This window comes from Lysinibacillus sp. CTST325 (genome assembly GCF_054665055.1).
On record NZ_BAAFHO010000011.1, the window covers coordinates 64,704 to 77,446 of the forward strand.

General features: G+C 37.0%; 24 protein-coding genes. All 24 read left to right on the top strand.

Annotation, left to right across the window (positions count from 1 at the left end):
* The first annotated feature begins 16 nt into the window (after window positions 1-16).
* The 24 genes from ACYQ73_RS20525 (at window position 17) to ACYQ73_RS20640 (ending at window position 12,729) form a co-directional block, all read left to right on the top strand.
* On the top strand, window positions 17-415 hold the full coding sequence (locus tag ACYQ73_RS20525) for a YopX family protein (protein ID WP_460014165.1): 399 nt from the start codon (window positions 17-19) through the stop codon (window positions 413-415).
* Window positions 412-951, top strand: coding sequence for an ERCC4 domain-containing protein (locus ACYQ73_RS20530; RefSeq protein WP_460014166.1), 540 nt, complete (start codon window positions 412-414; stop codon window positions 949-951). Before ACYQ73_RS20525 ends, ACYQ73_RS20530 begins: the two co-directional genes overlap by 4 nt.
* A gap of 41 nt (window positions 952-992) precedes the next feature.
* Window positions 993-1,196, top strand: coding sequence for a hypothetical protein (locus ACYQ73_RS20535; protein WP_460014167.1), 204 nt, complete (start codon window positions 993-995; stop codon window positions 1,194-1,196).
* A complete protein-coding gene (locus ACYQ73_RS20540; RefSeq protein WP_460014168.1) occupies window positions 1,177-1,563 on the top strand; it encodes a helix-turn-helix domain-containing protein in 387 nt (128 codons plus the stop codon). Before ACYQ73_RS20535 ends, ACYQ73_RS20540 begins: the two co-directional genes overlap by 20 nt.
* Window positions 1,553-1,909: a hypothetical protein gene (locus tag ACYQ73_RS20545; protein WP_460014169.1), complete on the top strand. Its 357-nt coding sequence runs from the start codon at window positions 1,553-1,555 to the stop codon at window positions 1,907-1,909. The genes ACYQ73_RS20540 and ACYQ73_RS20545 overlap by 11 nt, the downstream gene beginning before the upstream one ends.
* A complete protein-coding gene (locus ACYQ73_RS20550; protein WP_460014170.1) occupies window positions 1,906-2,433 on the top strand; it encodes a nucleoside triphosphate pyrophosphohydrolase family protein in 528 nt (175 codons plus the stop codon). The genes ACYQ73_RS20545 and ACYQ73_RS20550 overlap by 4 nt, the downstream gene beginning before the upstream one ends.
* A 15-nt stretch (window positions 2,434-2,448) precedes the next feature.
* The gene (locus ACYQ73_RS20555; RefSeq protein ID WP_460014171.1) at window positions 2,449-3,363 is read left to right on the top strand and encodes a DNA cytosine methyltransferase; all 915 of its coding nucleotides are present in this window, start codon (window positions 2,449-2,451) and stop codon (window positions 3,361-3,363) included.
* A gap of 34 nt (window positions 3,364-3,397) precedes the next feature.
* Window positions 3,398-3,814 (top strand): hypothetical protein, encoded by a 417-nt coding sequence (locus ACYQ73_RS20560; protein ID WP_460014172.1) that lies wholly within the window; start codon window positions 3,398-3,400, stop codon window positions 3,812-3,814.
* Between the two features lie 11 nt (window positions 3,815-3,825).
* Entirely contained in the window at window positions 3,826-4,020 is a 195-nt protein-coding gene (locus tag ACYQ73_RS20565; RefSeq protein WP_460014173.1) for a hypothetical protein, read from the top strand.
* Between the two features lie 257 nt (window positions 4,021-4,277).
* On the top strand, window positions 4,278-4,577 hold the full coding sequence (locus ACYQ73_RS20570) for a YjcQ family protein (RefSeq protein ID WP_460014174.1): 300 nt from the start codon (window positions 4,278-4,280) through the stop codon (window positions 4,575-4,577).
* Window positions 4,578-4,829: 252 nt separating this feature from the next.
* On the top strand, window positions 4,830-5,114 hold the full coding sequence (locus ACYQ73_RS20575) for a hypothetical protein (RefSeq protein ID WP_460014175.1): 285 nt from the start codon (window positions 4,830-4,832) through the stop codon (window positions 5,112-5,114).
* Window positions 5,115-5,117: 3 nt separating this feature from the next.
* Entirely contained in the window at window positions 5,118-5,351 is a 234-nt protein-coding gene (locus ACYQ73_RS20580; RefSeq protein ID WP_460014176.1) for a hypothetical protein, read from the top strand.
* Between the two features lie 3 nt (window positions 5,352-5,354).
* Entirely contained in the window at window positions 5,355-5,621 is a 267-nt protein-coding gene (locus tag ACYQ73_RS20585; RefSeq protein WP_460014177.1) for a hypothetical protein, read from the top strand.
* 4 nt (window positions 5,622-5,625) lie between these two features.
* Complete coding sequence (locus ACYQ73_RS20590) at window positions 5,626-5,928, top strand: HNH endonuclease (protein WP_460014178.1); 303 nt, start codon at window positions 5,626-5,628, stop codon at window positions 5,926-5,928.
* A gap of 133 nt (window positions 5,929-6,061) precedes the next feature.
* A complete protein-coding gene (locus ACYQ73_RS20595) occupies window positions 6,062-6,394 on the top strand; it encodes a hypothetical protein (protein WP_460014179.1) in 333 nt (110 codons plus the stop codon).
* Window positions 6,391-8,076 carry a terminase TerL endonuclease subunit gene (locus tag ACYQ73_RS20600; RefSeq protein ID WP_460014180.1) on the top strand — a complete coding sequence of 562 codons (1,686 nt, stop codon included), beginning with the start codon at window positions 6,391-6,393 and terminating at the stop codon, window positions 8,074-8,076. Before ACYQ73_RS20595 ends, ACYQ73_RS20600 begins: the two co-directional genes overlap by 4 nt.
* A gap of 15 nt (window positions 8,077-8,091) precedes the next feature.
* Window positions 8,092-9,240: a phage portal protein gene (locus ACYQ73_RS20605; protein WP_460014181.1), complete on the top strand. Its 1,149-nt coding sequence runs from the start codon at window positions 8,092-8,094 to the stop codon at window positions 9,238-9,240.
* Window positions 9,227-9,982 (top strand): head maturation protease, ClpP-related, encoded by a 756-nt coding sequence (locus ACYQ73_RS20610; RefSeq protein WP_460014182.1) that lies wholly within the window; start codon window positions 9,227-9,229, stop codon window positions 9,980-9,982. Before ACYQ73_RS20605 ends, ACYQ73_RS20610 begins: the two co-directional genes overlap by 14 nt.
* 25 nt (window positions 9,983-10,007) lie before the next feature.
* Window positions 10,008-11,147, top strand: a complete 1,140-nt coding sequence (locus ACYQ73_RS20615; protein ID WP_460014183.1) for a phage major capsid protein — start codon at window positions 10,008-10,010, stop codon at window positions 11,145-11,147.
* A 34-nt stretch (window positions 11,148-11,181) separates the two neighbouring features.
* A complete protein-coding gene (locus tag ACYQ73_RS20620; RefSeq protein WP_460014184.1) occupies window positions 11,182-11,361 on the top strand; it encodes a termination factor Rho in 180 nt (59 codons plus the stop codon).
* 9 nt (window positions 11,362-11,370) lie between these two features.
* On the top strand, window positions 11,371-11,652 hold the full coding sequence (locus ACYQ73_RS20625; RefSeq protein ID WP_460014185.1) for a hypothetical protein: 282 nt from the start codon (window positions 11,371-11,373) through the stop codon (window positions 11,650-11,652).
* Window positions 11,649-12,023, top strand: coding sequence for a phage head closure protein (locus ACYQ73_RS20630; protein WP_460014186.1), 375 nt, complete (start codon window positions 11,649-11,651; stop codon window positions 12,021-12,023). The genes ACYQ73_RS20625 and ACYQ73_RS20630 overlap by 4 nt, the downstream gene beginning before the upstream one ends.
* Window positions 12,020-12,409 (top strand): HK97-gp10 family putative phage morphogenesis protein, encoded by a 390-nt coding sequence (locus tag ACYQ73_RS20635; RefSeq protein ID WP_460014187.1) that lies wholly within the window; start codon window positions 12,020-12,022, stop codon window positions 12,407-12,409. The genes ACYQ73_RS20630 and ACYQ73_RS20635 overlap by 4 nt, the downstream gene beginning before the upstream one ends.
* Window positions 12,406-12,729, top strand: coding sequence for a hypothetical protein (locus ACYQ73_RS20640; protein ID WP_142510693.1), 324 nt, complete (start codon window positions 12,406-12,408; stop codon window positions 12,727-12,729). The genes ACYQ73_RS20635 and ACYQ73_RS20640 overlap by 4 nt, the downstream gene beginning before the upstream one ends.
* The last annotated feature ends 14 nt before the right edge of the window (window positions 12,730-12,743 follow it).

Sequence of the window (12,743 nt, forward strand, 5' to 3'; positions counted from 1 at the left end):
ACGGGAGGTTAATAGAATGAGAGAGATTAATTTTCGAATAAGAGTTAAATCGACAAATGAATTATCAAATATCGCTAGAATTGATTTTATTTCAAAAGAAGTTTTTGCACTTAAACAACTTGATGGCTATTTAGAAGAATTTATTTATACATTCGATGAAGTTGATTTTATTGAAAGTACAGGCTTAAAGGACGAAAACGGCAAGGAGATTCATGAGGGAGATATTGTGCAAAGTATTTACGACGAAACTTATGTATCAGTCGTTGAGTATTGCACTGAAAACATAGGAAGTTGTGGTTGTTGTTATGACGAGTTTGAAGGTGTTGGATTTAAAGCAAAGGACTTGAAACTTAAAGAATGTATTGTCATCGGCAATATCTACGAAAATCCTGAATTGCTAGGTGATTCACAATGATTAGCTATCATTACACCGACACGGAATTAAATAAAATCATGAAAACCATGACAATCGTGGTTGATACGCGTGAGCAAGTAAATGGCCATATCATGGACTATTTACGTAGCAAAGATGTTCCAATCAAATTAAAAAAACTAGACACTGGTGATTATGGAGCGATGATTCCTAAAAATGAAGAGTTGGGCATTGCACGAGACATTTATTTAAACAGCCGAGTTGAACGCAAAGCCAGTGTAGATGAGATTGTGGGTAACTTAGGTAAAGACGAACGTACTCGTTTTGAAAATGAATTAATTCGTTCGCAAGAAATTCCTTTCACATTGTTATTAGAAGATCCAGAAGGCTACAAGAAAATATTAAACGGAACCTATAGAAGTAAATACGACCCACTTGCATTACTTGGCTCGTTGAATACTTTCAAGGCTCGTTACGGCTTTGAAATTGTTTACTTAGATAATAAGTTTAGTGGGAATTTTATTTACTATCACTTTTACTATCAAATGAAAAACTACCTAAAGAGAGGAGCGTTCTAACCATCGTGAACATGCGCAATGGGATTCCTATTGTTCAGTCGGTGACTAAAGCTAAAAAACCACAGGGTAGATTGTGGACGGCCATACCTAATCCATTTACTCGATATATCGAATTGTTTATGACAGTAGATGGATGCGAAGTAAGTATTATCATGCCTTACGATTTCGAATGGATTCAGCAGTATTTAAATGAGGGCTGGATTGAGAGAGGAGTGTGGGATGTAGATGAATGCAAATATGCTTGATAAGCGTGTTGAGATATTGAAACAAATAGATGCACTTTTACCTAAATGCAATTGCATGTCGGCTAGTGAATTTAATAACTGTTCGAATTGTAAAGAGATTGCAGTTCATGGTCAAAAACTACTCAAATTAGTAAATAAACGACAATCTAATAAAATCATAGATTTAGATGATCTGGTACTAGTTAAAAGTTCAAAAGTTGAATTAACAAAGCAACAATATTTAAAACTAAAACGCGAAAGTAAAACTGATAAAGAAATTGCTGCAATATGCAATGTATCACCAGGTACTATTCAAAATTGGAAGAAAGCACAGGGCATTGAAACCAAACCTACAAGAAGAAAGAGGTATAAGAAAAATGTCAATTGAAGATGAGATTTTAGCAAATCCAATATTACGTGAAATTAGTGGATTATTAGAATCAGAAAGAGCGAAAGAAGTACTAGCAAACCAAACTGCAAAAGGTTTTGCTAAGTACGGAACAACAGTAAATATTGATGATTATTCATTAGTTGAATGGATTGATCATGCTATCGAAGAAGCTATGGACCAGATGGTCTATTACAATTGCATAATAAAAAAATTGATTGAATCAGGTATCAAAGAAATTGATTTAATCGTTCAGCTATTCAAATCCGAGGTATTAGAAATGACGAACAAAATTGATTTTCTAGTAAATTTCCGAAAAAAACAATTGGAGAGTGTTGAACAATGAATCTAAATAAATTTCAAGAGTTATCAAAGCGTACAATGCCGTTTAAAGGTGAGCCTAAGAACAATATTGAGTATGAAAATGGCTTAACAAATTACGCTATGGGCTTGATTGGTGAATGTACAGAAGTATTGAGTGCAGCTAATGATCGTGAAGCGATTCTTAAAGAAATTGGAGATGTATCACATTACGCTTTTGGGATATTAACCTTCCTGGGTGAGAAATACGAGCCATTAGATAATTATTTTGTGGAAGGCACAAAGGAAAAATTAATCAATAAAATCATAATCCTTTCAGGTGAAATTTCTGAACAAGTTAAAAAATTCGTGTTTCATCGTCATGAATTAAATCCAAGTAAAGTCAAAATAGCATTAAAAATGTTAATCAAAAATTTGGTTGCATTGGCTGGGTTTTACGATTCATCACTTGAAGAAATTTGCGAAATGAACATTGATAAATTGAAAATGCGTTATCCAGAAAGCTTCAATGTTGAGGATAGTAAAAAGCGTGTAGATGCAGTTCAGTAATAAGTGGGTGAGAAAATGAAATTTTTAGACCTATTCGCTGGAAGTGGTGGAATTAGATTAGGCATGGAGCAAGCTGGTCATACGTGTGTTGGCTATGTAGAGTGGGACGAACATGCTAGAGCCAGCTATGAAGCGATATTTGATACTGAAGGGGAGTGGACAGTATATGACGTATCAACAATTGACTATAGAGAATTACCAAGAGCAGACTGTTGGACATTCGGGTTCCCTTGCCAAGACATCTCTATTGGAGGAAAGCGAAATGGATTCAAAGGGAAACGATCCTCTTTATTCTTTGCTGTCACTAAGAGATTACGGCAAATCAAAGAGTGGGATTCCGAAAGACTGCCTACCTACTTATTCATTGAAAATGTTAAAAATTTTTTATCAGTTAATGGAGGATGGGACTTCATGCTTGCCCAAGCTGAATCGGCCGCCATCGGGTATGACTGTGAATGGGAGCTTATCAGTTCTAGAGACTTCGGAGTTCCCCAAAAGCGTGAAAGAGTTTATATTGTCGGACATCTTAGAGGAAGAAGTAGACCAAAAGTATTTCCTATCAGAAGAACTATTACAACAACTCCGTTACCAAGAAACAACGGATTCAGAATAATTAACAATACAAAGCAGGGATTTGATTATGCAGCTGACGGAGACGCTATTAATATTGCTTTTCCTGGATCTAATACACGTAGAGGTAGAGTGGGAAGAGGATCCTTCCAAACATTAGATACTCAATGCTCACAAGCAGTATTAGACAATGGAAGATGGCGACGAATAACTCCAAAAGAAGCATTTAGAATACAAGGATATCCTGATTGGGCAATAGATAGAGCGATAGCTGTTAACTCGGATAGTCAGTTGTACAAGCAAGCAGGAAATAGCGTAACGGTTAATGTTATTGAGGCAATCGGGAAGAAACTTTACTGAAAAATGAAATAAACAAACAAGGTAGGTGCTGCACATGCCTACGTTATCGCGTAGTGATATACAGACAATCGAACGATATTGGATTGAGCTGGAACAATATAGGAAGAAATTAAAGTACCGTGAATGGGAGTTGTTAAATCCACATAATGAACAAGGGGAATTGGTTGGTGGTCGTAGTAATACGATTTCCGATACTACAGCCAAGAAAGCTATGGTGCTTGCAAATGATGCCTATTATCAAAACTTAAAACGCATCATCAAAACTGTGGAAGACCTATATAGTGAGTTAGAGGAGGATATGCGTACCATTGTAGATATGCGTTACTGGGATAAAGACGGCTGTTACGAGTGGGAAGACATCTCAGATAAACTGTATATATCACGTCATAAGGTACTTCGAAAACGTAACATCTTAATAGATAAAACAGCTGAAAGGATTGGTTGGGTGTGATTAATGCATTTATGAATAAAATAGCTCAACATAAATGTAATCATGGTTTTATGCTACCTAAACTATTAAACAAGTATCCTCATAAAGCTGAATATAAGTGTAGAAAATGCGGTTATGTTGAAGTTAGAACAATGAACGACAAAGAGGTTGAAGAATACACAAAAAGCCTATGGGTAAACGATTTAGAATCATTAAGTGGCTATTAGAAAGAAAGTGAACTTGTTAACACCAGGGAAGTTCGCAAAAAAGTGTAGTAAATTGATATTGTGAAGTAATAACAAAAGCGCACGGAAATGCGTAAACAAAATTGCATTACATTAATAAGCACGTTCGCTTGTACGTGTGTTTCGAAAACAAGCATGAGAGCCTACTAAATTGGTAGTCTCTTTTTATGTCAGATTTATATTATTGGCACAACATTCCATTTAACCTATGATAGATAGGTAGATGGGAGGTATTTACATTGGATAAACGTAAATTAATTTATAGTATTTTGAAGGAAATTGAACAAGAAAATGAACCAAAGAGCCAAGATTATGAAATTAGTTTAGAAGAATTCGGAACTGTAGTTGAAATGATGCAAAGTGACGGATTAATTAAAGGTGCATTGGTACAAAGAGGTGGACGTGGTAATGGAGTTGTTTACGCATTCACTCATAAAGCTAAAATTGAAATGAAAGGCTTAACCTATTTAGAAGAAAATAGTACATGGGCTAAAGCATATAAAGGAATTAAAGAAGTAGTTGGATTTATTAAACCGTAATACATTAAGTCACATCTAACAAGGTGTGGCTTTTTATTATGCCTTGAAGACTGTATCAAACAGCCATACAAATAACAATGGACTAGTTAACGGGCGCGTAAGTATCTCAGGAACATTAGATGCCGAAGAGTGCTGGCATGTACTAGTAACCGATAGGGTGGAGTTTGGTGCAGTCTTGAAGGTGTAAAGTCGAAAGCTAAACAGACTATAAAAGCTAATGAGCAAATCATTATGAGTTGTGGAGGGCGAGCAATGTTCAACAGATTAAAGCGAAAATTATTGAAACTCTTGAAACCCAAAGTCTTAAGTCCATCAAGAGTGATGATTGAAATCAAATCAACTGATCTTGGATATATCAAACAATTTGAGAAGCAAGGATTACACACTCAGATAAATACTACATTTAGTTCACCAGTCATCAAGAAACGATACGACGATATTTGTACAGCTCTTAAATATACAAAGCACAGTAAGAAGAGAGAGCGATTATTAAAGGCTGAGAGAATGTATGAGAAGCATTTGGGTATGGAGGGATGAACCATGGAACTTACAAAAGCAGAAAAGATTGTATTAATATCAATGGTCACTGATTGTTTAGGTGTTGAAGCACTTATCGAACTATGCGGAAAAGAAACTGTTAGCAAACTTGATGCACTGTCGAATGATATGGTGGGCAATACAACACCAAATGAAATGAATCAGATTGGTCCAAGTACAGTAAAGAAATTAGTTGATAGCATTTTAGAAGATGAAGTACCAACAAAGGAGGAATGAACAATGGTAAAAGTAGGAGATATTACAATCAATCTAAGCTTTGATGACAAATCTAAATTAAGGTTACGAGCAATCGCAAAGCATGCAGGAGCATTGGCTGATGAGCTAGATGGCATCGATGAAGGAATCGGATGTGATAACTGTGAAAGTTATTATGTATATAAAACAGGTCCAGAACATTTAACTTGTGGTAATTGTGGAAGTCATTTTCATATTTCAAATGCAATGTTCTACGATGAATCGCCAACACGTTTAGAAGGTAGCGACTAACATCATGAAGCAATACAAAACAAAGCAAGAACAAATCGCTTTTTACAAATCAACAGCATGGCAGAAGCTAAGACTTGAAGCACTCGAACGAGATAACTACGAATGCGTATGGTGCGCAAAAGAAGGTAAAGTCACAACGCAACATGATGCAGTTTTAGAAATCGATCATATACATGAGATTGAATATCATCCAGAGTTGGCACTCGAATTAGATAACTTACGAACATTATGTAAAGCCTGTCACAACAAACGACACAATCGTTTTGATGGAAAGAAAAACAAATGGATCAATGACGAGAAGTGGTAAAGAGATAAAAGTATGATACCCCCGGGTCAAAAGGTTTTGCGATTCATAAAACCCCTGGGACCGGCGTGGGGTGTTCTGTCCAGATTTTTTTAATATAGCTATTTCCACGCGAGAGGGGGGAGGGGGTTAAATTATGGATTTAGAGAAATTGAAAGCACAACTGATGAGCAGAATCGATAAAGATGATTTATTAGAAGTGAAAAAAGTAGAACGTTACATTGAATTGCTTAAGCTAGACTCACAATGCGATGAGGTACTGGCACGCGATGGATCTACAATCACTATTGAAAATGGTAAGCAGCGTTTCGTCAAGAGTCATCCAGCTATGACGGATAAAACAAAAATAAATACTCAATTGATTGCTTTAGAGAAATCACTAAACTTTGTCGATGAAGGATTGCCCCCTACTGCATCAACTGTGGAAGGCAAAGGCAAAGAAGAGTTTTCGGAAGATGATCTAATTTGATTAGCAATAAATATGTGGATGAGTACATCCAACTTTATGAATCTGGACAAATCAAACTGAATAAAGAACGAATCATGTTGATTGAGTATTTGCGAGAGCATGTATTAAGTCGAGATGATTTGTATTTTGATGACGATATGATTGAAAAATGTATCCGATTCGGTGAGAAGTGGTATTTTCCCCTGCAACCGTTTCAGAAATTTTTAATCGCATTCGTCTTTTTATTTTTCAAAAAGAATGGCCGTGTGTTTTATCGAAAGCATTTATGGATGCTTGGTCGTGGTGGCGGTAAAAATGGTTTAATTTCTGTTGTTACCCACTTCTTAATTGGACCACATCATGGGATTAGAGAATACAACGTCTCAATTGTCGCTAACAGTGAAGAACAAGCCAAAACTTCATTTGATGAAACATACAACGTCATTGGACGAAACAGCATTTTAAAATCAATGTTCTATCGAACAAAAGAAAAGATCACTAGTAATAAAACTGATTCGATATTAAAGTTCCGTACTTCCAATGGCGAAACAAAAGACGGTTTGCGTGATGGTGCCGTTGTATTCGATGAGATACACCGATATGAGAGCAATAAAGATGTTCGAGTTCATATTTCCGGGCTAGGTAAAAAGAAAAATCCACGTGAGTTTTATATTGGTACCGATGGATATGTTCGAGATGGCTTCTTAGATAAACAAAAAGAAAAAGCGATGAAGGTTTTAAATGGTGAAGCGCGGCCGAATGCATTGTTTCCTTTCATCTGTAAGTTAGATGATGAAAAGGAAGTAGATGATATTGAAAGCTGGGAAAAAGCAAATCCGATGCTTTGTCACCCTCGAAGTGAGTATGCTCAAGGGCTATTCGATACGATTTTTGAAGAGTATGAGGACTTAGAAGATGATCCTACGAATCGTGAGGAGTTCATGACAAAGCGTATGAACTGCCCTGTGACCGATCTAGAGCGTTCTGTTGCTAAGTGGGAGGAAATCAAAGCTACTGACCGTGAAATGCCGGATGTACGTGGTAGAGAGGCTGTAGGTGCTATTGACTTCGCTAGTATTCGAGACTTTGCAGCATGTGGCTTGTTGTTCCGTGATAATGGCGATTATGTTTTTAAAACACATTCCTATGCTCGAAAAGAGTTTGTTGACAAATTTTATAGCTATTCCAAAAAGCAAGATGCTGAGATGGCTGGAAAGCGAAAATTCGCACCTATTAGAGAATGGGAAGAACAAGGGCTAATTTCAGTTGTGGAGGGCGAAACGATTGATCCAAAGTTAATAGTTGCATGGTTTGTAGAAATGCGAAATTACTACGAAGTCAAAAAAGTAATCGCTGATAATTTCCGAATGGAAGTTCTAAGGCCTTTGTTCGAAGCGGAAGGATTCGAAGTTGAAGTTATTAAAAATCCGAGAGCCATCCACAGTTTATTGGCTCCGCGAATAGAGCTTGCTTTTGCTAACCGTCAGATAATATTTGGGGACAATCCTTTAATGCGTTGGTACACCAATAATGTACTAGTTGTTATCAAAAAAGATGGCAACAAAGAGTATCAAAAGAAAGAACCTATACGTAGAAAAACAGACGGCTTCCAAGCTTTTGTACATGCTATGTATCGAGCTGATGAAGTAACTGAAATGGATGTAGGTAGCTCATTGGATGCACTTAATGCGTTGAATTTCTAGAGAGGGGGTGGAAAAGTGAGTTGGTTAGGAAGTATTTTTCAGCGCAATAGAGATCTACCGTCATCTTTCTCTACAGAAGACGAAATCTTTGGTTTTGAAGTTGAACAACGAGCATATTTAAAACAATTAGCATTGGAAATTTGCATTAATTTTATGGCTAGAACAGTTGCGCAAGCAGATTTCCGCATCATGCAAGACAAAAAACGCATTCGCGATGATTGGGATTATTTATTAAACATCCGCCCAAATACAGATTCAAGTGCTTCAGATTTTTGGCAGGATGCTGTTTATAAGTTAATTCACGAACGAGAAGTATTAATAGTGGTGAGTGATTCGGATGATTTGCTTATCGCTGATAGCTTCATACGGGAAGAAAGAGCTGTTTACACAGATACATTTAAAAATGTAACAGTAAAGGAATTTACATTTAAACGTACATTCAGTATGGATGAAGTGATTTATTTAACTTATAACAACGAAAAACTATCACGCTTTATGAATGGCATGTTTGAGGATTTTACACAGCTTTTTAGTCGGATGGTTGAAACAAGTATGTTCGCAAATCAAGTTCGTGCTACAGCTGGGATTGATACAAATCAAAAACTCGATGAAGAAAATCTCGGCAAGCTACAAAGTTTCATCGATAGGATGTTTAATGCATTTCGTAAAAATGCATTCGCTATTGTACCAAAGTTGAAAGGTTTCGAATATGACGAGATTACAAATGGTTCAAATGGTGGTCGTTCAATTGAAGACATTACTAAAGTGCTTGATAAAGCAATTGACTATGTAGCAGAGTTACTAGGTATTCCGCCAGCAATTTTACACGGTTCGTTGTCTGATTACGAAACAGCTTTAAAAGCATATATCAAATTTACCTACAATCCATTACTCAAGAAAATTAGTGATGAATTAAATGCGAAGTTACTAGGCAAAAAAGAATATCAATCAGGCAAACGGATTGAAGTTTTTGGCATTCAAGTGAAGTCTGTAACAGAAAATGCAGAGGCAGTTGATAAATTGGTTGCATCAGGAGCTTATAACCGAAATGAGGTTCGCGAAAAGTTTGGCGACGAACGCGTGGACGATCCAGAGCTAGATAAGTACGTCATTACCAAAAACTATCAAACTGTGGGGGGAGGTGAGAAGAATGACAACAATTGAAATCAAAGGCGTAATCGTTATGAATGATTACAAGGAAGTTTATGATTGGTATGGGATTGAATGCACATCTCCCAATGACGTAATTAATCAATTACCAACTGATAATTCACCAATTGAAATTATCATTAATTCAGGTGGCGGCCATGTTGATGCCGGAAGTGAAATTTATTCACGTTTAATGGCTTACGAAGGCGAAGTCACTACAAAAACTTTATCTATTGCTGCTAGTGCTGCATCAATTATTGCAATGGCAGGAAAGAAAATTATGATTGCTCCAACGGCTCAACTTATGATTCACAATGTTTCGGGTGGTATCGACGGTGACTATCGGGCGCATCAAAAAGAAGCTCAGGTGCTTGTAAATTACAATAAGGCGATTGCAGCAGCGTATACATTGAGAACAGGTAAATCAGAAGAGGAAATTCTTCAGATGATGAATGACGAAACTTGGTTAAGTGCTCATGATGCCGTCAAACAAGGATTCGCAGACGAAGTGTTATTCGAAAGTAAAATTCAATACGTAGCTAGCTCGTATGCTATCTTGCCAAATGAAGCTATTAACAAAGCACGTTTGATGATGAAAGAGCAACCTTCTGCTACATCATCTGTGGAGGACAAGGTTACAAAAGCTGATCTTGAAATCTTTAAAAATGAAATTACAAATTTAATCAAACAATCGAAAGAGGAACCAACGCCAGAGCCGGCACAACCGACTAACAAGCGTAAAGGGTTCCTTTTTTAATACAAAAATTTGGAGGTAATCATAAATGGTTATTAAATTAAACAAGCACACTGAAAATTACGAGGAAGCAAAATTAAATTATGCTGCTGTTGTGAAAAATGAAGAATCGACACCAGAGCAAGTTGAAGAAGCTTGGGTGAATATGCAAGATGCATTAGTGAATTCTTTAACGACTCAAATTACAAACGAAGTAGCTAACAACACGATGGATCAAGTGATTCTATCGAATCGTGGAGCAGATGTAATGACTGCAGAAGAAACGAAATTCTTCAATGTTATTGTATCTGATGGTTTCCAAGACGAAATTGTTCTCCCGTATACGATTGAAGAACGTATTTACGATGACCTAACAAGCGACCATCCACTGTTATCTGTAATCAACTTCCGCAACTTAGGAACTATTACATTAACAACTATTACATCGGAATACGAAGGCGCGGCTGTATGGGGTCCTATTTTTGGAGACATCAAAGGTCAATTGAACGCGGCATTCAAGCAAGAAAAAATCGCACAATCTAAATTAACAGCGTTTGTTGTACTGCCAAAAGACTTAGCAAAATTCGGTCCTAAATGGGTAGCGGCTTATGTACAAACTCAAATCACAGAAACGTATGCAGTAGCATTGGAAAATGCGTATATTAACGGAGCTGGTCCTACAAAAGAAGAACCGATTGGTTTAGTTCGTGATTTAGCAGCAGCGGTAGACCCAACTAAAGGACATGCTAAAAAAGCAGCAGCAGGGGCATTGACATTAGCTGACCCAAAAACAATCATTAAAGAATTCGCTGGAATTGGCAAAGAATTATCAGAGAAAGAAAATGGCAAGCCTTTAAACGTTAGCGGAAAGGTCGCACTAGTGATTAACCCTGCTGATGCTTGGGATTTAAAAGGTGACTTTACTATCCAAAACTCACTAGGTGATTACATTACAAAACTTCCTTACAATTTCATTCTTATCGAATCAGAATTTGCTACAAAAGGTGAGTTAGTTGCATTTGTAAGTGATCGTTACGATGCGTACCGTGGTGGCGGCATTGAGGTTACGGAATACAAAGAAACGTTAGCTATGGAAGATTGCAATTTACACATTGCTAAAACATTCGCCTTTGGTAAGCCACGCGATAATAAAGTAGCAGTGATTTACACATTACCGGTAACTCCTTAATTTTAAGGGGTTTCCACTTTTAGGAGGGATAACAGTGTATAAAGTAGTCCGAGATTTCAAGGATAAAGATGGTCGATTTTATCGCGAGGGTGACGTTTTCCCTGCTCCAGACGCGAGAAAACAAACAGCTGCACGCCTTAAAGTATTGTCGACCACAAATAATTCGTATGGTCAGTTTTTTATTAAGAAAAATGAAGCACCAAAAGAAAAGTAGGTGAGTTAAATGAATGAAATCACACCAGTACTTTTATCTGAATTTAAAGGACGCATGAAACTTGGTGATGATGAGGACGATAATTTAACTCGTATATTAAAAGCATCTGTGGAGGACTTACAAGCCATTTGCGGTGATTATGATATTAACATTAGCGAACGTTTTAAGGAGCTTGTATTCGAGCGTTCGCGCTATGCCTATAACGAAGTATTAGAGTTTTTCACTGATAATTTTTCAACGCAGATTCTTAATTTGTCTATAGCTAAAGCGATGGAGGGAAAAGACGAATGAAGCGTATTCCAAAGCCAATCGTTGAGCAAGAAAAATTAAACACTGGAAAAATGCGTAACCGAATAACAATCCAAGAATATGATCTTGAGGCAGTAAATGAAAATGGTTATCCGACTCCAGAATGGAAAACAGTGAAAAAACCATGGGCCAAGATTAAAACAGTGAAAGGCTATGAAACTATTTCTGGAGCTGCTGAAGTAAATACGAAAGTTAAACGTTTTATCATCCGTCCAACTGATGGTTTACACGAAAAGCAACGTATCATCCACAAAGGGGTTATCTATGATATTCAAGCGATATTAGAAGACGATGAAGAAGAGGCAACTTATACGATTGTTGCTATTTCAACAGGCAAGAAGGTGAGCGATTGAGTGGGTTTGATATTGAAATGCTAGGATTCGAAGAGTTACAACGTGAACTTTCACATCGTTTAAATCCAGAAAACATTGTTGATCCAACGTTGCAAAAAGGGGCAGAGCATTTACGGGAACAATTAGAAGAAACGGTTTATAATTTCGGATTCAAAGAACGTACAGGTAGGTCACAAGATTCTATGATTATCGATGAAAAAATTGTAGATGGTACTATAGCTGTCGGAGTTAGTAACCAATCAACAGACGCCTTCTACCTCTACTTCCACGAATGGGGTACATCGAAAATGCGAGCTCGACCTTGGCTACGGCCAACTTTTGAGCGTGAAATGAATCGCATTATTGAAATTATGAAAAATGAATTAAGAACGAGGATGAGGCTATGAGTATTAATAAAATCATACGTGATGCCTTGTTACCATTGAAAGTGCCAGTTATGTATATGACTTACACAGGTACCGAAACAACTTATATTACCTTCTTCCGATACAACGAACGAGGAGCGTTACAGGCTGATAATACAGAGCAAATGACACGCCATTCTGTTCAGGTTGATATTTGGGGTAAGGGAGATATAGAAGCGCTCACAGAGAGCGTAAAAGACCAATTACAAGCGATAGGATTTGTGAGGAATTCCTTTTTCGAAGATTACGAGAAGGAAACCAAAATATATCACAAAGCCTATCGTTTTTATTATGACAAATAAGGAGGCTATTTAAT

What these genes read in the sequence shown, in the direction of transcription:
- ACYQ73_RS20550 (WP_460014170.1), top strand. Translation starts at nt 1,906, where the DNA reads ATGAATCTAAATAAATTTCAAGAGTTATCAAAGCGTACAATGCCGTTT.
- ACYQ73_RS20565 (WP_460014173.1), top strand. Translation starts at nt 3,826, where the DNA reads ATGAATAAAATAGCTCAACATAAATGTAATCATGGTTTTATGCTACCT.
- ACYQ73_RS20580 (WP_460014176.1), top strand. Translation starts at nt 5,118, where the DNA reads ATGGAACTTACAAAAGCAGAAAAGATTGTATTAATATCAATGGTCACT.
- ACYQ73_RS20615 (WP_460014183.1), top strand. Translation starts at nt 10,008, where the DNA reads ATGGTTATTAAATTAAACAAGCACACTGAAAATTACGAGGAAGCAAAA.
- ACYQ73_RS20560 (WP_460014172.1), top strand. Translation starts at nt 3,398, where the DNA reads ATGCCTACGTTATCGCGTAGTGATATACAGACAATCGAACGATATTGG.
- ACYQ73_RS20585 (WP_460014177.1), top strand. Translation starts at nt 5,355, where the DNA reads ATGGTAAAAGTAGGAGATATTACAATCAATCTAAGCTTTGATGACAAA.
- ACYQ73_RS20595 (WP_460014179.1), top strand. Translation starts at nt 6,062, where the DNA reads ATGGATTTAGAGAAATTGAAAGCACAACTGATGAGCAGAATCGATAAA.
- ACYQ73_RS20530 (WP_460014166.1), top strand. Translation starts at nt 412, where the DNA reads ATGATTAGCTATCATTACACCGACACGGAATTAAATAAAATCATGAAA.
- ACYQ73_RS20555 (WP_460014171.1), top strand. Translation starts at nt 2,449, where the DNA reads ATGAAATTTTTAGACCTATTCGCTGGAAGTGGTGGAATTAGATTAGGC.
- ACYQ73_RS20525 (WP_460014165.1), top strand. Translation starts at nt 17, where the DNA reads ATGAGAGAGATTAATTTTCGAATAAGAGTTAAATCGACAAATGAATTA.
- ACYQ73_RS20540 (WP_460014168.1), top strand. Translation starts at nt 1,177, where the DNA reads ATGAATGCAAATATGCTTGATAAGCGTGTTGAGATATTGAAACAAATA.
- ACYQ73_RS20575 (WP_460014175.1), top strand. Translation starts at nt 4,830, where the DNA reads ATGTTCAACAGATTAAAGCGAAAATTATTGAAACTCTTGAAACCCAAA.
- ACYQ73_RS20630 (WP_460014186.1), top strand. Translation starts at nt 11,649, where the DNA reads ATGAAGCGTATTCCAAAGCCAATCGTTGAGCAAGAAAAATTAAACACT.
- ACYQ73_RS20545 (WP_460014169.1), top strand. Translation starts at nt 1,553, where the DNA reads ATGTCAATTGAAGATGAGATTTTAGCAAATCCAATATTACGTGAAATT.
- ACYQ73_RS20610 (WP_460014182.1), top strand. Translation starts at nt 9,227, where the DNA reads ATGACAACAATTGAAATCAAAGGCGTAATCGTTATGAATGATTACAAG.
- ACYQ73_RS20590 (WP_460014178.1), top strand. Translation starts at nt 5,626, where the DNA reads ATGAAGCAATACAAAACAAAGCAAGAACAAATCGCTTTTTACAAATCA.
- ACYQ73_RS20625 (WP_460014185.1), top strand. Translation starts at nt 11,371, where the DNA reads ATGAATGAAATCACACCAGTACTTTTATCTGAATTTAAAGGACGCATG.
- ACYQ73_RS20640 (WP_142510693.1), top strand. Translation starts at nt 12,406, where the DNA reads ATGAGTATTAATAAAATCATACGTGATGCCTTGTTACCATTGAAAGTG.